This window comes from Bifidobacterium moukalabense DSM 27321, from assembly GCF_000522505.1.
In the GTDB taxonomy this organism is placed as follows: Bacteria; Actinomycetota; Actinomycetes; order Actinomycetales; family Bifidobacteriaceae; genus Bifidobacterium; species Bifidobacterium moukalabense.
This window is the reverse complement of the sequence record NZ_AZMV01000007.1, coordinates 743,965-767,069: the sequence shown is the minus strand read 5'-3', so window position 1 is coordinate 767,069 and position 23,105 is coordinate 743,965. Positions and strand designations below refer to the sequence as shown.

Here is a 23,105-nt window from a genome sequence, read left to right as displayed (position 1 = left end):
ATACTTGACCTCGTTGTCGGCTTGCTATATGGAAGGACCTGTGAGGCCATGACCACTGCGCATATTCTTCTTGGGGTCACCGGCAGCATCGCCGCCTTCAAGGCTTGCCATCTCGCCTCCGACTGGAGCAAGCAGGGGCATGAGGTGCGTGTGGTGATGACCGCGGCCGCGCAGGAATTCGTCGCTCCCCTGACGTTCACGTCATTGACGCATACGCCGACACGCACGGCGATGTTCACCGCTCAGCGTATCGACGGCGACGTTTCCGCAATGGCCATGCATCCCACGCAGATCAATCATGTGGATGACGCGAAATGGGCCGACATTCTGGTAGTCGCGCCGGCGAGCGCCGATTCGATCGCGAAAATCGCATGCGGCATCGCCGACGACCAGCTGACGAGCACGATCCTCGCCTATGACGAAGGCCCGAAGGTGCTGTGCCCCGCCATGAACGTGCATATGTATGCCAACGCCGTGACGCAACGCAACCTCCAGACATGCAGGGAACTTGGCTGGACGATCGTGGAGCCGGAATCCGGCATGCTCGCCTGCCGCGATATCGGCAAGGGGCGCATGGAGGAGCCGGCCGGCATCGAGACTGCCGTGGCGGAACTGCTGCGTGGCGATCTTCCGGACAGTCGATTGCCGTTGCGGGGGCGCAACGTGCTGGTCACCGCCGGGCCTACGCAGGAGCCGCTCGACCCGGTACGCTATCTGACGAATCATTCGACGGGCAAGATGGGGTATGCCATCGCCGAACAGGCACGGAACATGGGCGCGAAGGTGACGTTGGTGTCCGGACCCGTTTCGCTCCAGGCACCGCATGGCGTCGACGTCGTCAACGTACGGAGCGCCCAGGAGATGTTCCAGGCCGTGCAAGGTGCGTTCGAGGCTTCCGACATCACCATCATGGCGGCCGCCGTCGGCGATTTCCGCCCGGCCGAGCAGGCCGCCGAGAAAATCAAGAAGAACGGACGCGAGCGCATCACGCTTGAGCTTGTTTCGAATCCCGACATTCTCGCCTGGGCGGGAGCCAACAGGCGGGAGGGGCAGACGCTGTGCGGTTTCGCCATGGAAACGCAGGATCTTGAAAAGAACGCGGCGAAAAAGCTCACCTCCAAACATTGCGACATGCTGATCGCGAACGATCTGCGCACGCCAGGGGCCGGTTTCGCGACCGATACGAATGTGGTGACCGTGCTTAGGCCAGGAGCGAACGCGGAGCAGCCGCATGTCGAGCATTGGAGGAAGATGAGCAAGCGGGAGCTGGCCGAGCGTGTGCTCACGGAACTCGCCGGGCTGCATGCCGGCATCGCGGGTGAATAGGGTTTCCAGGGATCGTAAAGGAGATTGGCATGCTTTTGATTGCGGTGGACATCGGCAACACCAACGTCGTGCTCGGATTCATCGACGATGGCAGGATCGCGGGCACGTACCGCATCACCACGAAGGCGAACCACACCTCCGACGAGTATGGGCTGATGATCACGCAGTTCCTCAAGCTGAGCGGTTTCGCACCGGGAGACGTGGATGACGTGATCATCTCCTCCGTGGTGCCGAAGGTCATGCATTCATTCCGCGCGAGCATCGTGAAGTTCCTTGACATCGATCCGATGATCGTGGGTCCGGGAGTCAAGACCGGCATCAACATTCGCATAGACAATCCGAAAAGCATGGGCTCCGACTGCATCGCCGACTGCGCGGGCGCGTATTACGAGTACGGCGGACCGATCCTGGTGGCGGATTTCGGCACGGCCACCACGTTCAACTACGTGACCGCCGACGCCTCGGTGATCTGCGGACTCATCACCACAGGCATCCGCACCGGTGCGGCGGCGTTGTGGGACGCGACCGCACAGCTGCCCGAGGTGGAGATCACGCGCCCTAAGTCGATTCTCGCCACCAGCACGAAACCCGCCATGCAGGCGGGCCTGTACTACAACTTCCTGGGCGGTATAGAACGCACCATCGTGCAGTTCCACCGTGAGATCGACGAGGACTTCCGCGTAGTGGCGACGGGCGGGTTGAGCCGTGTGTTCGCCGACGACACCGACATGATCGACATCTACGATCCGGAACTCATCTTCAAAGGCATGCTGCACATCTACGAACGCAACGTGCGATAGGCATACGGCCTCCCTGCGGCAGGGTACGGCCCCGCCGCCCTGCATGCGCGCCCGTACGCTTTATCTACTGGATGGTGAAACCTTGGTTGGCGCCATACTCCTTCAGATCTCTCTGCCAGAGCGCAATGCCGCCCTTGAGCTTGAGACGGTCGGAGGAATCGGTGTTCTTCAAGGCGTCGCCGATGTCGGAGGCGTCGGTCTCGCCCCCGGCGGCGATGATGTTCAGTCTGTCCTGCTCGCGGCGCAACAAGGTGGCCCACTTGTAGGCCTTGCCCACGGTGGAACGGAAGTCGCTTCGCGCATACACCTCGAATGGCAGATACTGATAGCCCGTCGACACGTTCTCCGCAGCCTGTGAAAGCACCCGATTGTATTCCTGCCCACCAAAATACGGCACTTCGATGCCCCGATCATCGGTCACCGTGGTCTTGCCGAGGAATTCCGCATCGGACAGAGTGTCATTGTCGGCGGGGAATGCGCCGCCGTCCACACGCGCCTTGATGCCATCGGCCTCATGGCATGCGTATTCAATGAACCGGTATGAGGCTTCGGGCTTGCGTGAGCGCTGCAGCACGGCAAGCGCCGACCCGCCATTTTCCGACGTGGTGGCCTTGCCGTCCGGCGTCGGCATCTGGGCCACACGCCATAGGCCCGCGGCGCCGGGCAGGTCCGACATCAGCAGCGACGGCATCCACGCACCGGAGAACAGGGACGCGATGGTGCCGTTGCCCACGGCTTCCTTCCATCCGTCGGACCATGTGCTCAGACTGGTGTTGACCAACCCTTCGTCAATCATCTTCTGCCAGAATTCGGTGAACTTTCTGGTACCCGAATCATCGGTCAGATTGATGCTCACGTTCTTGCCGTCGTTGGAGGCGGAGAACGGACGGCCACCGGCCAGCCAGATCATCGCATCGTAGAAGCTGGCGTCGCCGGAATCCGCCGTGATGTATACGCCTATCGCCTTGAGTTTCTTAGCCGCCTCATAGTAGTCATCCCACGTGCGAATCCCGGAGGCGTCCACCCCGGCCTGCTCGAATACATCCTCGTTATAGAAGAACGCCATCGGGCCGGAATCCATCGGCAGGCCGTAGATGCGATCGTTGAGCTGCACCGACGACCACGTGCCAGGCGTGAAGAAATCCTGGTAGCTGTCGGCCCTGTCGGTGATATCGACCAACTGACCGCTTACCGCATACTGCCGCAACGCATAATATTCGAGCTGCACCACATCAGGGGTGCCATAGCCGTCCTGAATGGCATTGTTGAGCTTGTCGTAGCCGCTGGTGTTCTTCCAGATCACATGAATGTCGGGATTCTCCTTTTCGAAACCGGCAATCACCGACTTCATGCTGGGTTCCCACGACCATACGGTGATTTCGGTACGGGTATCCTGGCTGGCTCCGCAGGCCGCGGCGCTCGCCGCCATAATGCCGGCGCAGCAGACGGCGACCAGTCGTTTCACCAACTTCAGCCTCACGCCCGCTCCCTTCATCCCGTGTGTTGTGATGCCCTCATGCGCAATACGTTTTCGAGTGTACGTCAGGATGATGGATGCACGGTCGCGTTGCGGTAGAGATTTGCTGAAGATATGGCCTCTTTCCGCGAGCACGTTTCTTCCCTTAAAATGCTGCAATCTCAGCATTGTTCACGCTAACATGATATAATTCTGATGGGTCGCGTCGCGTATGCGAGGTAGCAAGGATGACGCGACGGACTCCTGAGATACGCACAGGAAAGGACCTGAGATCCCATGACCCCTACAACCGGAAGAATCACAGTACAGGCAGACGACGCCGTCGCCGATATTCCCCCACGCATCTTCGGCTCCTTCGTGGAGCATCTCGGCCGCTGCGTATACGGCGGCATCTACGAGCCCGGCCACCCCACCGCCGATGAGAACGGCTTCAGGCAGGACGTCATCGACCTGGTCAGGGAACTGGGCGTGACCTGCGTGCGCTATCCCGGCGGCAATTTCGTCTCCGCCTACAACTGGGAGGACGGCACCGGCCCGCGCGAACTACGCCCGGTACGGCGTGATCTCGCCTGGCATAGCACTGAAACCAACGAAGTGGGCATCGATGATTTCTACCGTTGGAGCAGAAAGGTCGGCACCGAAATCATGCTGGCCGTCAATATGGGCACCCGTGGATTGAAGGCCGCACTCGAGGAACTGGAGTACGTCAACGGCGCACCTGGCACCGAATTGGCCGACCGCCGTGTAGGCAATGGCATCGCCGAGCCAATGGACATCAAGATGTGGTGCATCGGCAACGAGATGGATGGCCCCTGGCAGGTCGGGCATATGAGCCCCGACGAGTATGCGGCCGCCGTGGACCGCGTCGCACATGCCATGAAGCTGGCGGAATCAGGCTTGGAGCTGGTGGCCTGCGGCTCCTCCAACGCACATATGCCGACCTTCGGCTCATGGGAACGCAATGTGCTCACCAAGGCATACGACAACCTCGACTTCGTCTCCTGCCACGCCTACTACTACGAGCGTGGCGCGAAGTCACTGCAGGATTACCTGGCCAGCGCGCAGGACATGCAGCGATTCATCGCCACGGTCGCCGAATGTGCCGACGAGGCCAAGGCCGCGCACCATGGCGATCATGATATCGCATTGTCGTTCGACGAGTGGGGCGCCTGGTATTCCGACGTATGGAACCGGCAGGAGGCCGAGTGGAAGGCGCAGTCCGGCAAGGACCTTCATCATGAGCCGTGGCCAAAGGCACCGCATCTGCTGGAAGACATCTACAATGCGGCCGATGCGGTGGTTGAGGGATCGTTGATGATCATGCTGCTCAAGCATTGCGATCGCGTGCGCTCCGCCTCACGTGCACAGCTGGTCAATGTGATTGCGCCGATCATGGCCGAGGAGAATGGACCGGCGTGGCGTCAGACCGTGTTCTATCCGTTCGCCGAGGCGGCGCGCCATGCCCGCGGCACCGCCTATAGCCCAACCATCGACTCTCCGGAAGTCGGGACGGAATCGTTCGGTCCGACCAGTGCCCTTGATTCGGTGATCACCTGGGATGACGATTCCCGCACCGGCCTGCTGCTGATGGTGAACCGCGATGCTGTCGACGCGCACGACGTCGTCATCTCATTGGCCGGTCTGCCCGGTTTCGACGCCGCCGCCTGCGGTGTGGACAAGGCGATCATGCTGCATGACGACGACCCGCATAGATGCAATACCGCCGACGACCCGACAGCCGTCGTGCCGCGGAGCCTGACCGTTACCGTCGCGGACGGTACCATTTCATCCACTCTACCGGCAATCAGCTGGGCCGCCGTGGAATTCCACGCATAGGCCTTCCGAGCATCGGCAGTCCAAGAACCACCCAAACCGCCGACGCCCAGACGCATGCAGCCGTCGGCGGCTTGGGTGATTGCTCAATCTACCGACGGCTATGTGTGATTGGCCTGCGATTATTTCCTAAGCACGATTACGCCGTTGGGCCGCACCGTCACCTTGCCGTCGTCGGCGTCGGCAAGGGACGCGACGACCGGCATGCCGTCCTGCACGGCCTCCACCACGGCATGCGTGCGGTTGAACAGGAACACGAAGCGCGCCCCGGTCTCCTCGTCGACGCGTTCGACGCGCAACAGTCCCGGATCGCTCGTCTCGGGAACCTCCACGCCCAGCGAGGAGAACATCATGGGCAGGCTCCTGGCGATGCCGTCACGGCCCAGACGGGCCCCGACATACACCGTACGGCCCTCGCCGTACGCATTGCCGACAATCGCGGGACGTCCGTCCATACCCGTCCACGGATCATCCCTGAACGAGGCGAGCACGGTGGCGTCCTTGCCCACGGATGTGATGACGTCGGCGAAATCATGCGCCGTCGCGCCGTTGTCGAGATCAAGTCGGTCGGGAGCTCCCGGCCAATCGTCGCCCAATGGCGCGAATTCCTCGATCCTCACGCCGACCACGTCGCGGATCGCCCCCGGATAGCCGCCGAGCCAGACATGATCCCTCTCATCGGACAGGCCCGTGTAGTAGGTGGCGATCAGCCTGCCGCCGTTCGCCACGTAGTCGCGTACGCGGCGAACGGTCTCCGCCGAGAGGATGTACACGCTGGGCAGCACGGCCATCTCGTACTCGTCCCAGTTCGAACGCACCGGCACGATGTCCGCGGTCACGCCGTTGTCCGCCAGCGCGCGGAACCATTCCAAGGGCTCGTCGACATGATGGACCCTCTGGCTCGGCGTGGCGGTATGCTCACTGGCCCACTCGGACTCGTAGTCATACACCACGGCCACACGGGACTTCGCCAGCCTCGTGCCGAGCAGCCCGCCGTCCGCGAGCGCGTTCAGATCACGTCCCAGCTCGCACACGTCGCGGAACACCTGCGAGTCCTCGCCGGCATGGGGCAGCATCGCAGAATGGTATTTCTCCGCCCCCGCCTTAGACTGCCGCCACTGGAAATAGCACACCGCGTCCGCACCCATCGCCACATGCGCCAGGGAGTCCCGCACCAACTGGCCGGGCTCCTTGCGGTAGTTGATTGGACGCCAGTTGACCGCCGATGTGGAATGCTCCATCAGGAACCACGGGTCCTTGCGAGAGATCCCGTCCACCAGGGACGCGGAGAATGCGAGCTCGTCCAGGTGGGCTTCGCCCGGCGTGAAGTAGTGGTCGTTGGACACGAAGTCGACCTCGCGCCCCCAATCGTCATAGTCCAGACCCGTGCCGAACGCGGAGACCATGAAGTTCGTGGTCAGCGGCCTGCCGGGCGTGATCTCGGCCAGCGCGTCGCGTTCCGCGACGTAGAACGCCTTGAGCGCGTCGGAGCTGAACCGTTTGAAGTCCAGCAGCTTGCCCGGGTTCATGAAGTTGCCATCGCCGATGAAACGCGGCGGGATGATCTCGGAGAAATCATTCATACGCTGCGCCCAGAACGCGGTGCCCCACGCGTCGTTCACCTTCTCGATCGTGCCGTAACGTTCCTCACACCATTTCCGGAACGCGCGTTCGGCGTCCTCGGAATAGTCGAACCGGTTGTGGCAGCCGTACTCGTTGCCCACATGCCAGGCCACCACATACGGATTGCCCTTGTAATGCTCGGCCATGGCACGACACAGTTTCAACGCGTATTCACGGGACACCGGGCTGGTGGGGCGCCAGTGCTGGCGGGCGCCGGGCTGGCATACATCGCCCCGCTCGTCCTTCCACAGGACTTCGGGATGCGCCTGGGTAAGCCACATCGGCGGCGAGGCGGTCGCGGACGCCAGGTCGACCGCGATGCCCGCTTTGCCGAGCTTGTCGATGATGCGGTCGAGCCAGCCGAAATCGAACACGCCCTCGCGCGGCTCGATCCTAGCCCACGAAAAGATGCCCACGGACACCAGGTTCACGCCCGCCTTGACCATCAGACGGACGTCCTCGTCCCACACGTCTTCGGGCCACTGGTCCGGATTGTAGTCACCCCCGTACCAGATACGTTCCGGCCGGCCCGCCAACGGCTCCGGCCAACGATGCGCTCTGCGTTGAGCCATGAATCACTCCTTCGTAACGATATGCAAGGCAGTCCACGCCGCTCGACACAACGTCGACAACCAAAATGTTTGCGCTATCATTCTAACATCGAGAGAAACGCCAGCAAATCATGGCGTGGCTTATGTGCGCTGCAATCCCCTATAATGATTACGAAAACATATCCGGACAACAATGGGGACGCAATAATGGAACGACCGCAATCCGTATCCATGCAGGACGTCGCCGCGGAAGCCGGCGTATCCGCACAGACCGTATCCCGCGTGGCCAATGGCGGCAAGGCCGTCAAAAAGGAAACGCGCCAACGCGTCGAAGAGGCCATGGCGAAACTTGGTTACAGGCCGAATGCCGCCGCACGCGCCCTCAAACACGGCCGTTTCCAAAACATCGGCGTCGTGCTGTTCGACATGACCTCCTATGGCAACTCGCGAATCCTCAACGCCATCGCCGAGGCCGCCCAATTACAAGGATATGCGGTGACCGTGCAGCACATCGTCAAAGGCAACGGCCATACGTTGCAGTCGGCCGTCGAACGGATGCGGCAACTACCCGTCGATGGGGTGATCATCGTATTGCAGGAATACATCGACGATTTCAACACCTACGAGCCGGACAAGGAGCTGCCGGTGGCGATCATCGCAGAGGAGCCCGCCGCCCACTGCCCCACCGTCGACGCCGACAACTACGGTTGCGCCAAGACCGCGGTCGAATATCTGCTCGAGCGCGGTCATCGCACGGTCTACCACATTGCCGGGCCGGTCATCTCCCGTGCGGCACACATCCGCCAGCAGGGCTGGCAGGACACATTACGGAGGTCGGGAATCGCCGTTCCACCGCTGTACAGGGGCGATTGGAACGCTGACAGCGGCTATCAGGCAGGCCTCGCGCTGGCGAATGAGCCCGACTGCACGGCCGTTTACGCCGCAAACGATCAGATGGCCTACGGCGCGATCCTTGGACTGCGTGCCGCAGGTAGGCGAGTCCCGGAAGATGTGAGCGTGATGGGCGTGGACGATTCGCTTGTCGGCATGGTTCCAAGGTTGGGATTGACCACCATGCGCATGCCGTTCGCCGAAATCGGACGCCAGGCCTTCGACATGATCATCAGACAATGCGAGGGCGGCTTCGTGCCCGCCAATACCAGGCGAACCATCGAAACCACCCTCATAGAACGCGCCTCAGTCAGCTGACACGAGACCAAAATGCAACATGACCGACCGACGGGCGGAAGGTCGGCGCCATATGCGCCATATCGGTCAGGCTTCGATACCGAGCTGCAGACGTTCCTTCTTGGAATACATGAAGGCCGGCAGCCTACGACCCTGCCTGAGCCAGGAGTGGTATTCGGCGGTGGCCGCGAATTCCACGTCGGAGGCGGAATTCAGGCAGGTTTCCACGGAATCCTGGATGATGCCGATGATGAAACCGACGCCCACCACCTGCATGGCGATGTCGTTGTTGATGCCGAACAGCGAACATGCCATCGGAATGAGCAGCAGCGAACCGCCGGCCACGCCGGAGGCGCCGCATGCGCCAAGCGCGGAGACCACGGACAGCAGGATGGCGGCCGGCAGGGAGATCTGGATGCCGAGCGTATTCGCGGCGGCCATGGCCATGACGGTGATGGTCACGGCGGCACCGTTCATATTGATGGTGGCGCCCAGCGGAATGGATACGGAATACATGTCCTTGTCAAGGCCAAGCTTTTCGCACAGCTGCATGTTGACCGGAATGTTGGCGGCGGATGAACGGGTGAAGAATGCGGTCACGCCGGATTCCTTGAAGCAGCGGTAGACCAGCGGATACGGATTGCGGCGTATGTAGAGGAAGATGACCAGCGGTCCGAATACAAGCACCATAAGCAGCATGGTGCCGACGAGCAGGAGGAGCAGCGAACCGTATTTGGTGAAGGCCGCAAGACCGTTATCGGCCACATTGGTGAACACAAGGCCCATGATGCCAAACGGGGCGAGATTAATGACCCAACGAATCACCTGGGACACGCCGTCGGCCACATTGGCCATGAACGCCTTGGAGCTTTCGGTGGCGACGGCCTTCATGGTCAGGCCGAACAGGCAGGCCCACATGAGGATGCAGATGTAGTTGCCGTCGATCATGGCCTGAATCGGATTGGACACGATGTTGGTCAGCAGCGTCTGCACCACTTCGGAAAGTCCCTGCGGCACCACATCGGCCTTGGCCGCCTTGCCCAGCGACAGGGTCTGCGGGAAGACGCGGGAGGTAAGCACGGCTATGACCGCGGATAGGAAGGTGGTGAACAGGTACAGGAAAATCACCGTACCAAAGCGGCGGTCCAGCCTGGACGCGCCCTGGGCGAGCGCACTGGCCACGAGCACGAACACCAGAATCGGCGCAATAGCCTTCAGCGCACTGACGAACAGGGTACCGAATTCGCCGATCCATGCCATGTGCGGCATGATCAGGGCAAGGACGGTGCCGGCGATCAGGCCGACAATGATGCGGATGATCAGCTCCGTGCCATTGTATTTGTCGATGGCGGCCCTGACCGCTCCCGAAATATGCTTCATAATCTTCTCTCTCGTTTTTATCGGGTGGCTTGTCCACCCGACCATCAAGCAGAGAATCATCCTATCGCACATTTATGTCGGGAAAGGGTGACGTCCACAACGGAAGGCATATGGCTCATCATGCCCGTCATGCATTGCCGAGCGGCACCTTGGACACGAACATGCGTCGCTCCCCCGTTATTGGATCGTCGAATTCAAGTTTTCGCGCCACCAGTTCCAGCGGCCGCGAAAAGTCATCATATGGTCGCTGGATGATCTCCGGATAGAAATCATCACCGAGAATCGGCAATCCCAGCGAGTTCATGTGCACGCGTAGCTGATGCGTTTTACCGGTTCTCGGATGCAGGATATATCTGATCACCGTCTTGCCGCCGATGATACGCGGATCGTCGCCACGTTCGACCAGGCTTTCCGCGTTGACCGTCGCCGGTATTTCATATGCCTGCAGCCTGCCCCGGTCCTTCGCGATGTGCGATCTGCGTACCAGCGGAAACGGCCGATTACGGTCGATTCTCATGACGGTACCGTACCGCGGCCGCATGATCGGTGCGAGTGGTGCCAGACACTCGTAGGTTTTGACGGTCTTGCGTTCCTGGAACAGCATCTGATAGGCACCGCGCAATTCCGGTTTGCGCACGAACACGACGACACCCGCCGTCAACCGGTCCAGCCGGTGCGCCGGGACGATATTCGGCTCACCGTAGCGTTCGCGCAACCGTATCAGCGCCGTCTCGCGGTACCACATGCCGCGCGGCGTAGTCGCAAGGAAATGCGGCTTGTCGATGACGATGATGCCGTCATCCTCATACAGAACCTCATATTCGAAGGGAATATGAGGTTCCGCAATCACGTATCTATGTCTGCGCTCCTGACGCAGCACGACCTCTTTCCGCGAGGCGCTGCCGGGTTCCGCCGGAACCATACGCTACTCAACGGTGACGGACTTGGCGAGGTTGCGCGGCTTGTCCACGTCGTAGTTCTTGAGCTTGGCCATATCCATGGCGAACAGCTGCAGCGGCACCACATCCACGAGCGGGCTCATCAGCGTCGGGCAGGCCGGGCGCCAGAACACCACGTCGGCATACCGCTCCACATCCGGATCGTTCTCTTCGGCCACGGCGATGATGTATGCACCACGCGCCTTGACCTCCTCGATGCCGGAAATGACCTTGGCATGCAACACGTTGCGTCCACGTGCCGGCGGCACGATGAATACGACCGGTTCGCCTTCATCGACCAGTGCAATCGGCCCGTGCTTCAATTCGCCGGCGGCGAAGCCTTCGGTGAAGGTGTAGGCGATCTCCTTAAGCTTCAACGCACCTTCCATGGCCACCGGATAACCGACATGACGGCCGAGGAACAGGAAGGACTTCGCGTCGACCATCCGTGCGGCCGCGTCGTGCACGGCCTTGGTCTGCGTGTCGAGCACCCACTGGATCTTGCGCGGCATGTCCTTCAGGGAATCAAGTGTCTGCTGGATCTCGTCACGGAACATCGCGCCCTTGATCTGCGCCAGATACAGGCCCAGCACGTAGGCGGCGGTGATCTGCGCCACGAATGCCTTGGTGGAGGCCACGGCCACTTCCGGTCCGGCATGCGTGTAGAGCACCGCGTCGGATTCGCGAGGAATGGATGCACCCTGGGTGTTGCAGATGGCCAGCACCTTGGAACCCTGTTCGCGCGCATGGCGCAGGGCCATCAGCGTATCCATGGTCTCACCGGACTGCGAGATGGCCACCACGAGCGTGCGCGGGGTCAGAATCGGGTCGCGGTAGCGGAATTCGTGGGCGAGCTCCACTTCGACCGGAATGCGCACCCAGTGTTCGATGGCGTACTTGGCCACCAAACCGGCGTATGCCGCGGTGCCGCAGGCGATGACGATGATCTTGTCAATGGCCTTGAAGTCATGTTCGTCGATACGCACCTCATCAAGGTTGAGGTTGCCTTCCCGATCGAGACGGCCCAGCAGCGTGCGCTGCACGGCGGCCGGATCCTCGTGGATCTCCTTATCCATGAAGGAGTCCCATCCGCCCTTTTCGGCGGCCGAAGCATCCCAGTCCACGGTATAGACCTTCGGGTCGGGCACGATGTTGCCCATGAAATCGGAGACGACCACCTTATCGGCGGAGACCATGACGGCCTGGTCCTGGTCGATTTCCATGGCTCGCTTGGTGTAGGCCACGAATGCGGCCACATCGGATCCGAGGAAGTTCTCGCCTTCGCCGAGCCCCACCACAAGCGGTGAGTCATGGCGTGCGCCGACCACGATATCCGGCTGACGGCAATCGGTGGCCAGAATGGTAAATGCGCCTTCAAGCATGCGTGCAAGACGACGCACTGCCTTGAACAGATCGGGCCGGCCCTCCTCTTCGATGATTTTGTCGGTGATCTTGCCAAGCAGCTTGGCCGCGACTTCGGTATCGGTCTCGGAGGAGAAGTGGTAGCCTTCGGTCTGCAGGTCGAGACGTAGCTGAGAGGCGTTTTCGATGATGCCGTTGTGGATGATGGCGACCTTGCCGTCACGGGAGGTGTGCGGGTGCGCATTGATGTCGTTCGGCACGCCGTTGGTGGCCCAACGGGTGTGGCCGATGCCCACGGTGGCCGGCGGCATCGGATTACGTTCGACGTCCTCCACCAGATTGGCGAGACGACCGGCTTTCTTACGCACCTCCACATGGCCCATGCCGGGCGCGGTCAGCGCCACACCAGCCGAGTCATAACCGCGGTATTCCAAGCGCTGCAGTCCCTGAAGGCATACTTCCAAAGGCTTGCCGCACGCGGTTTCGACGTTTCCTGCATATCCTACGATTCCACACATAGCTACCTAGCCTATCGGTTGATGATGCCAAGTACGAAACAAACCGCCTTGTTCTCACGAACCTTTGCCATATGAACGCAAAAATCCAAACCACCGACACTGACCACACACTCACCGTCGGCAAAACACGAAGCCCCTCAATCCGCCGACGCCTGCCACCCATTCACCGTCGGCAGATTGAAAACCTCCCAAACCACCGACGCTGATAGGGCGGCAGGCGTCGGTGGTTTGGGAGGGTTACAATCGGGATTCGCCCCGGCTACAGCACGTGCTGCAGGAAGTCCTTGAAGCGAGGTTCGTGCGGATCGTCGATGATTTCGGGGCCGCCCTTCTCCACGACCACGCCGCCGTCCATGAATACAATCTGATCGGCGACTTCACGGGCGAAACCGATCTCGTGGGTCACGACCACCATCGTCATACCGTCTTTGGCCAACGACAGCATGACGTTCAGCACTTCGCCCACCAGCTCCGGATCAAGCGCGGAGGTCGGCTCGTCGAACAGCATGATCTGCGGCTTCATGGCAAGGGCTCGGGCGATGGCCACACGTTGCTGCTGGCCTCCGGAAAGCTGCGCCGGATAATAGTCGAGACGCTCCCCCATGCCCACGCGTTCCAGCTCCTGGACCGCCAACTCACGGGCCTCCTTCCTGCCCATGTGCTTGACACGGACCGGCGCCTCCATGACGTTTTCGAGCGCGGTCATATGCGGGAACAGATTGAAGCGCTGGAACACCATGCCCAGCTTGGAGCGCTGCACGGACACTTCCTTGTCGTTCAGGGTCTGCAGCACCCGCCTGCCGCCCTTATCGACATATTTGTAGCCGATCATCTCGCCGTCGACGTCGATCTCGCCGCCGGTCAGCGTTTCGAGCTGGTTGATCAGACGCAGGAAGGTGGATTTGCCTGAGCCGGACGGTCCCAGAATCACGGTCACGGTCCCCGGCATCACGGTCATGTCAACGCCTTTGAGCACATGCAGGTTGCCGAAAGCCTTATGCACCTGCATGGCCTTTACGGCAGGAACGACGTCGTTGCTTGTAGTTTCGGTCATTGCCCCACTCCTCATGCGTTCATGCCAGCGAACGTGGCTTCGTTCTGCTTGTTGATATCATCCTTCGGCTCGCCTTCGGTTTTGCCCGGAAGCGGAGTCCGCTTGCCGCGGGCACCCGCCGGACGGGCGTCAAAGCCCTTGCCGAAGTGCTTTTCCAGGCGGGACTGGATGACCATCAGGATGGAGGTGATCACCAGATACCAGATGCATGCCACGATCAGCAGCGGAATCGGCTTGTACAGGCGGGTCGCGATGGCGGTGGTGGCGAACTGCAGTTCCAGAGTGAACGGCACGGCATTGACCAATGAGGTGGTCTTGAGCATGCCGATGAACTCATTGCCGGTCGGCGGGATGATGATACGCATGGCCTGCGGCAGCACGATGCGGCGCATGATCAGCGTACGCTTCATGCCAAGCGCCTTGGCCGCTTCGGTCTGGCCGGGGTCGACGGCCTCCAAACCGGCGCGCACGATTTCGGCCAGGTAGGCGGCCTCATTGAGTGCCAGACCAAGCCATGCCGCATTGAACGCCGTGATGATGGACTGCGAGTCGATGCTCCAGAATTCGATGGAAGTGAACGGGATGCCGATGCCGATACGCGGGACCAGCACGGCGAACAGGCCCCAGAACACCAGCTGCGTGTACACCGGGGTGCCGCGGAAGAACCAGATGTAGAACCAGCTTACGCCACGAAGCACCGGGTTGATGGATTTACGCATGACGGCCAGGACCACGGCCAAAACGATGGCGATGACCATCGAGATGACCGTCAGCAGTAACGTATACTTGACGCCTTCCAGTACGTTCTCGTTGAACAGGTACTTCCAGACCACGTTCCATTCGAAACGCGGGTTGGTGATCAGGCCCTGCACCAGCATCGCGACGATGAGCGCGACGATGACGCCCGCAATCACCGGGCCGGTACGTTTGACCGGCAACGCTTTGATGCGGTTGGGGATATCGAGGTTTTCACCGTCGGCTTGCTGCTTCACCATGATGTTGCTTTCCTTGTATTGTTGCGATCCGACAATCAGCTAAGATCGGTCGGATTGATCTCGGCCTTGTCGAGAGCGCCGGATTCGACGCCCCAGTGCTTGAGGATCTTCATATACGTGCCGTCGTCCATGAGCTTCTGCACGGCCTTCTGCACGGCCTCATCCAGCTTTTCGTTGCCCTTTTCGATGGCGATGCCCTGCTTGGCGACGCCCTCCACGTCACCGAGGGCCTCAAGACCGTCGGTCTGCGCGATGGCATAGCCCGCGACCGGCGAATCCGCATAGAAGGCGTCGGCCTTGCCGGTGGCCACCGCGGTGGCGGCCTCGGCCTGACGCTTATAGGAGAGCACCTCGGCCTTGTCGCCGGCCTTGCACCCCTTGGCGATTTCGTTGGCTTCGTCTTCCTGCACGGTGCCGGTCTGCACGGCGATCTTCGCGCCGCACATATCGGAGGTGTCGAGCTTCTTCGGGTTGCCCTTCTGCACGGCCCAGGTGGAGCCGGCGCGGTAGTAGCTGACGAAATCCACGGAATCCATGCGTTCCTTGGTGATGGTCATGGCGGTGATGCCCAGATCGTATTTGGTTCCGATGGACGGGATGATGGTGTCGAACATGGCGGAGACGATTTTCGGCTTCAGGCCCAGCACCTGGGCGATGGCCTTGGTCATGTCCACATCGTAGCCGACCGGTGTCTTGCCGTCCTCGGCATAGAATTCAGCCGGCGCATAGGAGATCTCCATGCCGGAAGACAGTTCGCCGTCCTTGACGGTGGCGCCTTCGGTGATCAGCTTGGCCAGCTCGTCATCCTTCTGGATGGAGCTCACATCATAACCGGCGGTAGAGTTCGACGAACTGCCGGAATCGGCGGCATCGGTGGTGCCGCAGGCCGCAATGGAGAGCATCATGGCGGCACTTAATACCAAAGCGGCCATTGACTTGAATTTCAGTGACATGTCTTGCTTCCTTTTCTTCGATCTTCTCGTCCGTCATACCGAATGCCGGCCATTCGTGTGCAACAGGTCTTCAGTATTCCAAACAGGCACGATAAGGCAGCAATCCTACGTGAGTGAGCCCTTCCCCCGAAGAGACGGAGACAACACCCACGACATCCACACGCTTCCTCCCTCTGACGAGGGAGGATCGGAAGCGTCAGCTCAAATCGGTCGGGTTGATCTCGGCCTTGTCTATCGCACCGGATTCGACGCCCCAGTGCTTGAGGATCTTCGCATACGTGCCGTCGTCCATGAGCTTCTGTAGGGCGGCCTGCACGGCCTTGGCGGTGTCGGAATCGCCTTTCTTGATGGCCACGGCCTCCTTGGTCACGCCGACATCCTCGCCAAGGGCCTCAAGCGTGCCGTCGGTCTGCGAGATGGCATAGCCCGCGACCGGCGAATCCGCATAGAACACATCGGCCTTGCCGGTGGCCACGTTGGTGGTCACATCGGTCTGCAGCTTGTTGGACAGGATCTGGATGTCCTGCTTGCCATCGGCCTTGCACTGCTCCTGGGCCTCGTTGACCTCATCCTCCTGGGTGGTGCCGATCTGCACGGCGATCTTGAGTCCGCACAGGCTGGAGGTGTCCACCTTGTTCGGGTTGCCCTTCTTGACGACCCACGTGGAGCCGGCTTTGAACATGCTCACGAAATCGACGGCCTCCATACGTTCCGGCGTGATGGTGAAGGAGGAGATGCCGATGTCGTACTTGGAGCCGACCGACGGAATGATCGAATCGAAGTTCGAGGTCTCCGGATCCGCCTCCAAACCGAAGACGTTGGCCAGGGCCTTGGCGATGTCCACGTCGAAACCGACCGGGGTCTTGCCGTCTTCGGCCAGGAATTCCGCCGGTGCGTAGGAGGTGTCCATGCCGACGCTCAGCTTGCCGTCCTTGGTCACCGAATCCGGCAGCATCTTGGCGATGTCGGCGTCCTTCTTCACACCGGAAACATCGAATCCGGCAGTGCTCGAGGACGAGCCGGAAGCGGAGGAGTCCGCCGTATCGGAAGTGCCGCAGGCGGCCATCGACATCACCATGGCGGCGCTCAGTGCGATCGCCGCGCATGCCTTCATGTTCTTGAGTGCCATATCAAGTCCTCTCTCTCAAGACCCAACCAAACCGACCCAGCCAAACCGGGTCATGTCAGGCACGATAAGAGGGCATTGCTACAACTGCGTAAATCCCGCACAAAATGTTCGAAATATGGTCAGCGAGCCTGCCTGTTGGCGTAGCGCATGGCGCGCAGGGCCTCACGCTTATCCTGCTCCTCACGCAGGGCCTGCCGCTTGTCGAACTCCTTTTTGCCCCGGGCAAGTGCGATTTCCGCCTTGACGCGCCCATCCTTGAAATACAGGCTCAGCGGCACGATGGTGTACCCCTTGGCCTGCGACTGCCGTGCGAGCTTGGCGATCTGCGCGGCATGCAACAGGAGCTTTCTCTTGCGCTTGGGGGCATGGTTGTTCCATGTGCCGTTCAGATATTCAGGGATATTCGCCCCCTCAAGCCACATCTCGCCGCGGCGATCGATGGAGATGAAGGATTCGGCCAGCGATGCACGCCCCTCACGAAGCGACTTCACCTCGGTGCCGGTCAACACCAGACCGGCCTCGTACTTGTCCTCGATGGCGTAATCGTGACGCGCCTTCTTGTTCTGCGCGATCGGCTTCGTTCCTTGTTCCTTGGCCATCCGGACCTCCTTTCCGGTTTTTCGGTGTAATGCAACGCAACAAACGACGATATCACGAAAGCGTGCCGCCCGACGATTCGAACGGCACGCTTGGTCAAGGCGCATTCACCGATATGTCAGTAATGGATGTACTGATAGGCCCCTGCATTGGAGATCGTCTCCCACGCGGGGAACGTGGAGAATCCGGTGCCGCCTTCGGAGATCAACACCGAACCATCCGCATTGACGCGCTCCACCACGGCCACGTGCCCATACTGCCAGTCGGCGGTCCAGTGGCCTCCGACGCTCTGGCCGCGGGAGAACACCATGACCGCACCGTAATGCGGGGTGTTGTTCACCAGATAGCCAAGGCTGCGCGCCGTATTGGCCCACTCGGCGCCGTTGCCCATATAGGATCCGACAGGGAGTCCAAGCTGGGAGCGACGCAGATATGCCCATAGTGTGCACTGACGTGCCGGATAGGCGGAACCACCGACCGTATTACCGGTACTGTGCCCGTAGCAGAATCCGGAGCCGGAGGGGCAGTTGCCGGGAACGGAGTAGTCCATGCCGCTGGCACCGCCCGAACTAGTGTTGTTGCTGGTGTTGTTGGTATTGGACTGGCTGCCGCCGGTATTGGTGCTGGCATTGTTCGACGACGCATTGCCGCCGGTCTGCTGCTGGTTGTTTCCCGGATTCACGGCGGCGCTGCTACTGCTGCTGTACTGATCGTTCCACGAATCGATCTGCGATTTCATGGATACGATATCCGCGGCCTCGCGCGCGCTCTGCGTGGTCAATTGGCTTTTCTGCGCTTCCAGTTTCTCACGTTTCGCGGCACCTTCATCGCGCAGCTGCTGCAGGGCCTCCTTCTTGGCGTTGGCGTCGCTGGCGGCCTGCTGTGCGCTGGCGGCCTGCTCATCCGCCTGGGTCTTGAGCTGGGTGATCTTGTCTTCGATGGCGCTCAGACGTTCCTCGCGGTTCATCGACGTATTCAAATCGTTCGCGGCATCGCTTGCGGCGTTCGTCTCACTACGGGTCACGGCCGCCTCGGACTGCATCTTATTCACGAATTCATCCGTCGTGGTCGAATTGGTCACCACATCCAACACATCGGACACGTCGGAACCATGAAAACTCTGGCGCGCCAGCTGGGCCACCGCGGCCTTGGCGTCGTCGTAATCGCTGCCGGTCTGTGCAATCTGCTCTTCCAGAGTCGCCTTGTCCTGCTTGGCCGCCTCAAGCCGCTCCGCAGTGGCATCGGCCAGGCTTTGCGCCTGCTGGGCCGCCTGCTGTGCGGATTCGGCCGCCTCGACGGCGGCTGGAATCTGATTGTCGTTGAGATCCGCCAGTTGCAGAATGGTGTCGGCCAGGTCGCTGCTCACGCCGGAAAGCTGGGCCTTCAGCTTTGCATGATTCGCGACCTTGTTCTGATATTCGGAGACGCTCACCGCACTGGCCTGCGGCGCAGGTGCCACCATAACCGCCATCCCCGTAGCGCAGAGCATCGCCGAGGCCAGCAGCATACCGGTGACGGCGTGTGCCCGTTGAACCATTTTCCTTGACATTGAAGCCTTTCCGATATCGGTCGTTCCCTCGGCATTGTACAGAAGAAAGCTGGAAATCCAAGCGATGGAGCCTCCTGTGGCGGTGCCGGAAAACCTTGGGATCCGCTACGCCTTGAGGTACCTTCTCAATGAGATGCTGGAAGCGATGACCGACAACGCAACCGCACCGAGAATCAAGGCCGGAGCGACTAGCCACACCGTTTTCTGCGTAATCAACGGCATCCACTGCACGGTCTGCGACAGCCAATCGGTAATGAACACCTTCACAATGCCGCTCAACGCTCCGGCCGCAAGCAACGAGCCAAGGAGCGACGCGAACACGCCCTCCAGCACGAACGGCAATCGAATCGTCCAATTGGAGGCACCGACCAGTCGCATGATTTCGGTCTCGTTCTTACGCGAGGCGGCGCTCATACGTATCGTGGTGCCGGTCAGCATGATGGCCACCACTATCATCACGGCCGCAAGCACCATGGTCACCGCGGTGGCGCGGTTGAGCACGGAGAATACAGGATCGAAGATCTTGCGCTGGTCCTGCACCTCCTCCACACCGGTTCGCCCGTTGAGGATCTCGGAGACGACCTGGTACTTGGTCGGATCGCTCAGCTTCAGTCGTAGCGAGGCCTGCATGTCGGCAGCGGTCAATGTACGGCCCTGATAGGTGCCCGTGGGGTACTGCTTGAGGAAGGTGTTCTTATAGAAGTCCTCCCGGCTCACATAGGTGATCTTGGAAACGACCTTGCCGGCCTCCTGATGGATCAGGTTCTCAAGATCGACGATCTCCTGATCGGTCGGAGCCGTGCCGGAGGCACAGGATGCGGCCTGACTGGTCCCATCCGGGCACAGCCATACCACCACCTCCACCTTGTCGTACCATTCACTCTTCGCTTCGTTGACCTGCACCTGCATGAGGGCCGAGGCGCCGATGAACAGGAAGGAGATGAAGGTGACCAGCATCACGGAGATGATCATCGATACGTTGCGGGTCAGGCTGGTCCAGGTTTCGGAAAGAATGAAGCGCAGGCGCATCAGTCGTTCTCCTTTTGTGCTTCTTCCGCCTCTTGCTTTTGTTCGGCATCACCGGCCGAAGCGGGAGGCGCCGGAGGAACCGGAGGGTTCAGGGATTCGTCCGCACCCGTCGCTTCGGATGCCGCAGCCGTCCCGTCCTTTACGGATGATTCGGATTCCGGCGCCTTCGGCGGCGCGGGAGGTTCGTTCACGGCCCCCGCCTCCCCTTCATGCTCGTCGATCTCGTCGAGCTTCAGGCCCTTGCCCCAGGTCATGGTGTCTTCCGGGGAGGCAAAGGCGTCGCCATAGCGCCCGGTACGTCCGGAATGCACGGAGCTGGCCAGTCGGGCGATGCCTTCATCCCCGGCACCGGAACTCAACGTCTGCGTGATGGCATCGACGGCATTGGCCGCGGTTTCGACGCGGGTTTCGCCCTCCACATCCATATGCTGCCCGGATTCGATGGCGTTGGGCGCGCGGTACCGTTGATCGTTATCGGACGCGCCCAGTGCCTGATGCGATTTGGATTCGACCTCGGCATCCGGAAAATACAATGCGGAATCATATGATCCCTGCTGTTCATCGCGTACGATCCTGCCGGTATGCAGCTCGACCACGCGTTTGCGCATGGAATTGACGATCTCCTCGTTGTGCGTGGCCATCACGATGGTGGTGCCGGTGCGGTTGATGGCGTCCAGCACCTCCATGATGCCCAGCGACGTGGTCGGATCGAGGTTGCCCGTAGGCTCGTCGGCGAGCAGGATCTGCGGATGGTTCACATAGGCGCGCGCGATGGCCACACGCTGGGCCTCGCCGCCGGAAAGCTCATGTGGATAACTGTTTTCCTTGCCCGTCAGACCGACCGTCTCCAGTACCTTCGGCACCAGCGACTTGATGGTGGACCGGCTTGTGCCGATCACCTCCAGCGCGAAGGCGACGTTCTCCCACACCGTCTTGTTGTTGAGCAGTTTGTAGTCCTGGAAGATGAAGCCGATGGTACGGCGGTAGAACGGGACCTGGCGCGGGGCCAGACGTCTCAGATCGTTGCCGGCGACGCGGATCTCGCCATCCGTGGCCTCCTCCTCACGAAGCAGCAGGCTCAGCAGCGTGGTTTTGCCGGAGCCGGACGCGCCCACCAGAAAGACGAAATCGCCTCGATTGATGGAGAGGTTGATATCGTCCAATGCCGGGCGTGTGCCCTTCGGATAGACTTTGCTTACGTGATCGAGCGAGATCAGCGCCATCGTGATTCCCCTTTGGTTACGCTTCTGCCTCTTCGGCTGCGGCACGGCGCTGCTCATGACGCCAGCGGATGCCGGCCTCGATGAATGCGTCGATATCGCCGTCGAACACGGCCTGGGTCTGGGAGGTTTCGTAGCCGGTACGAAGATCCTTGACCATCTGGTACGGATGCAGCACATAGGAGCGCATCTGATCGCCCCAGCTAGCCTTGATGTCGCCGGCGAGTTCCTTCTTCTTCTTGGCTTCCTCTTCGTGGCGCAGCACCAGCAGTCGGGACTGCAGCACGGCCATGGCGGCGGCACGGTTCTGGATCTGCGAACGTTCGTCCTGCATGGTCACGACGATGCCGGTCGGAATGTGGGTGATGCGCACCGCGGAATACGTGGTGTTCACGCCCTGGCCGCCCGGACCGGAGGAGCAATAGGTATCGACGCGGATTTCGGAATCCGGCACGTCGATGTGATCGGTGGCCTCGACCAACGGCACCACTTCCACGGCGGCGAAGCTGGTCTGGCGCCGACCCTGATTGTCGAACGGGGAAATGCGCACGAGACGGTGGGTACCGCCCTCCACGCTCATACGGCCGTAGGCGTACGGGGCATCCACCTGGAAAGTGGCGGACTTGATGCCGGCCTCTTCCGCATAGGAGGTGTCCATGACCTTGGCCTTGTAGCCATTGCGTTCGGCCCAACGCAGGTACATGCGCAGCAGCATCTGCGCGAAGTCGGCCGCATCGACGCCGCCTGCGCCGGATCGGATCGTCACCACGGCGGAGCGTTCGTCGTATTCGCCGTCAAGCAGGGTCTGGATCTCCATATCGTCCAAGTCGCGCTGAATGCTTTCGACTTCGTTCTTCGCTTCTTCGAGGGTGTCGGCATCCCCCTCCTCACGGCCGAGTTCGACGAGGGTCTCCACATCGTCGATGCGCTGGCTCGCGGAGGCGAGACGCTTGAGCTGCGACTGCACCGCGGAGAGCTTGCTGGTAATCTTCTGGGCATTCTCCGGGTCGTCCCACAGGCCCGGCTCGGCCGCCTGCACCTCAAGCTCCTTGGCCTGGGCGGTGAGACGGTCGACGTCAAGCGCCTTGGAAATGGACTCATACTTGGCGCGCGCGTCGCCAATAGCCTGGGAATAATCAAATTCTGCCATCGTTTACACCATACATTTCTTTACGTTGATTATCTCGATCTGTCGGGGAGCCGCTCACAGCTCTCGCACAATCCCTTGGTGTTTTTCACGGGCCCGCACGCACTTCCCTCTCGGCGGAACCGCGAACCTGTCCTCGCCCGGGGGAATGCAGACCCGCTTCGGACTATGCGGGCCTAACGGCGTCAAAGACCTGCGTAGATAGCAGGAATAATCACACTCAGCAACATCGCGGCCGCAATGACGATGACCACCGTCCGCACCACGGTGCGGCGGCGGCGCTCACGCTGCTCACGATTGTGCTGATAGTCACTCACGCTGCCACAGTATACGCAACGCATCGTACTTTACTCCGTTTCGATGTCATCCTCGCCCCTGATGGGGGCTGCCTCGCGTCGCTGGCCGGATAAGGGCCCACGTCCGACGACGCCCGCCA

General features: G+C 60.9%; 19 protein-coding genes. 4 read left to right on the top strand and 15 right to left on the bottom strand.

The genetic code is table 11. The features are described 5' to 3' along the window. The first annotated feature begins 48 nt into the window (after positions 1 to 48). Positions 49 to 1,326: a bifunctional phosphopantothenoylcysteine decarboxylase/phosphopantothenate--cysteine ligase CoaBC gene (gene coaBC, locus BMOU_RS09590; RefSeq protein ID WP_034877043.1), complete on the top strand. Its 1,278-nt coding sequence runs from the start codon at positions 49 to 51 to the stop codon at positions 1,324 to 1,326. Between the two features lie 29 nt (positions 1,327 to 1,355). Beyond that, a complete protein-coding gene (locus BMOU_RS09585) occupies positions 1,356 to 2,126 on the top strand; it encodes a type III pantothenate kinase (RefSeq protein WP_034877041.1) in 771 nt (256 codons plus the stop codon). A gap of 64 nt (positions 2,127 to 2,190) precedes the next feature. On the opposite strand, the gene BMOU_RS09580 is transcribed toward BMOU_RS09585, so the two are convergent. Further along, the gene (locus BMOU_RS09580; RefSeq protein ID WP_371851383.1) at positions 2,191 to 3,555 is read right to left on the bottom strand and encodes an ABC transporter substrate-binding protein; all 1,365 of its coding nucleotides are present in this window, start codon (positions 3,553 to 3,555) and stop codon (positions 2,191 to 2,193) included. A 324-nt stretch (positions 3,556 to 3,879) separates the two neighbouring features. Between BMOU_RS09580 and BMOU_RS09575 the strand changes: the two genes are divergently transcribed. Beyond that, positions 3,880 to 5,439 (top strand): alpha-N-arabinofuranosidase, encoded by a 1,560-nt coding sequence (locus BMOU_RS09575; protein WP_034877039.1) that lies wholly within the window; start codon positions 3,880 to 3,882, stop codon positions 5,437 to 5,439. Between the two features lie 119 nt (positions 5,440 to 5,558). On the opposite strand, the gene BMOU_RS09570 is transcribed toward BMOU_RS09575, so the two are convergent. Further along, positions 5,559 to 7,631, bottom strand: a complete 2,073-nt coding sequence (locus BMOU_RS09570; protein WP_034877037.1) for a beta-galactosidase — start codon at positions 7,629 to 7,631, stop codon at positions 5,559 to 5,561. A gap of 186 nt (positions 7,632 to 7,817) precedes the next feature. Here BMOU_RS09570 and BMOU_RS09565 point away from each other — a divergent pair, with 186 nt between their 5' ends. Next, positions 7,818 to 8,819: a LacI family DNA-binding transcriptional regulator gene (locus BMOU_RS09565; protein WP_034877036.1), complete on the top strand. Its 1,002-nt coding sequence runs from the start codon at positions 7,818 to 7,820 to the stop codon at positions 8,817 to 8,819. A gap of 66 nt (positions 8,820 to 8,885) precedes the next feature. Here the strand turns inward: BMOU_RS09565 and sstT are convergent, their stop codons facing one another. The 13 genes from sstT to BMOU_RS11710 form a co-directional block, all read right to left on the bottom strand. Continuing rightward, positions 8,886 to 10,178: a serine/threonine transporter SstT gene (sstT, locus tag BMOU_RS09560; RefSeq protein ID WP_034877033.1), complete on the bottom strand. Its 1,293-nt coding sequence runs from the start codon at positions 10,176 to 10,178 to the stop codon at positions 8,886 to 8,888. 127 nt (positions 10,179 to 10,305) lie between these two features. Then, on the bottom strand, positions 10,306 to 11,028 hold the full coding sequence (locus tag BMOU_RS09555) for a pseudouridine synthase (protein ID WP_235143779.1): 723 nt from the start codon (positions 11,026 to 11,028) through the stop codon (positions 10,306 to 10,308). Positions 11,029 to 11,103: 75 nt separating this feature from the next. Beyond that, positions 11,104 to 12,996, bottom strand: coding sequence for a glutamine--fructose-6-phosphate transaminase (isomerizing) (gene glmS, locus BMOU_RS09550; protein ID WP_034877029.1), 1,893 nt, complete (start codon positions 12,994 to 12,996; stop codon positions 11,104 to 11,106). A 259-nt stretch (positions 12,997 to 13,255) separates the two neighbouring features. Continuing rightward, the gene (locus tag BMOU_RS09545) at positions 13,256 to 14,050 is read right to left on the bottom strand and encodes an amino acid ABC transporter ATP-binding protein (RefSeq protein ID WP_034877028.1); all 795 of its coding nucleotides are present in this window, start codon (positions 14,048 to 14,050) and stop codon (positions 13,256 to 13,258) included. 11 nt (positions 14,051 to 14,061) lie between these two features. Beyond that, entirely contained in the window at positions 14,062 to 15,045 is a 984-nt protein-coding gene (locus BMOU_RS09540; protein WP_034877026.1) for an amino acid ABC transporter permease, read from the bottom strand. Between the two features lie 35 nt (positions 15,046 to 15,080). Beyond that, positions 15,081 to 15,998, bottom strand: coding sequence for an ABC transporter substrate-binding protein (locus BMOU_RS09535; RefSeq protein ID WP_034877024.1), 918 nt, complete (start codon positions 15,996 to 15,998; stop codon positions 15,081 to 15,083). 196 nt (positions 15,999 to 16,194) lie between these two features. Beyond that, positions 16,195 to 17,127 carry an ABC transporter substrate-binding protein gene (locus BMOU_RS09530; RefSeq protein ID WP_034877022.1) on the bottom strand — a complete coding sequence of 311 codons (933 nt, stop codon included), beginning with the start codon at positions 17,125 to 17,127 and terminating at the stop codon, positions 16,195 to 16,197. Between the two features lie 119 nt (positions 17,128 to 17,246). Continuing rightward, the gene (smpB, locus tag BMOU_RS09525) at positions 17,247 to 17,726 is read right to left on the bottom strand and encodes an SsrA-binding protein SmpB (protein WP_034877020.1); all 480 of its coding nucleotides are present in this window, start codon (positions 17,724 to 17,726) and stop codon (positions 17,247 to 17,249) included. 116 nt (positions 17,727 to 17,842) lie between these two features. Continuing rightward, positions 17,843 to 19,261 carry a CHAP domain-containing protein gene (locus BMOU_RS09520; protein WP_034877018.1) on the bottom strand — a complete coding sequence of 473 codons (1,419 nt, stop codon included), beginning with the start codon at positions 19,259 to 19,261 and terminating at the stop codon, positions 17,843 to 17,845. 117 nt (positions 19,262 to 19,378) lie between these two features. Beyond that, positions 19,379 to 20,302: a permease-like cell division protein FtsX gene (gene ftsX / locus BMOU_RS09515; protein WP_034877016.1), complete on the bottom strand. Its 924-nt coding sequence runs from the start codon at positions 20,300 to 20,302 to the stop codon at positions 19,379 to 19,381. Next, complete coding sequence (ftsE, locus tag BMOU_RS09510) at positions 20,302 to 21,525, bottom strand: cell division ATP-binding protein FtsE (protein ID WP_034877014.1); 1,224 nt, start codon at positions 21,523 to 21,525, stop codon at positions 20,302 to 20,304. The genes ftsX and ftsE overlap by 1 nt, the downstream gene beginning before the upstream one ends. Positions 21,526 to 21,541: 16 nt before the next feature. Then, complete coding sequence (prfB, locus tag BMOU_RS09505) at positions 21,542 to 22,672, bottom strand: peptide chain release factor 2 (RefSeq protein ID WP_034877012.1); 1,131 nt, start codon at positions 22,670 to 22,672, stop codon at positions 21,542 to 21,544. A gap of 182 nt (positions 22,673 to 22,854) precedes the next feature. Further along, positions 22,855 to 22,986 carry a hypothetical protein gene (locus tag BMOU_RS11710; RefSeq protein WP_268744947.1) on the bottom strand — a complete coding sequence of 44 codons (132 nt, stop codon included), beginning with the start codon at positions 22,984 to 22,986 and terminating at the stop codon, positions 22,855 to 22,857. Positions 22,987 to 23,105 lie beyond the last annotated feature (119 nt).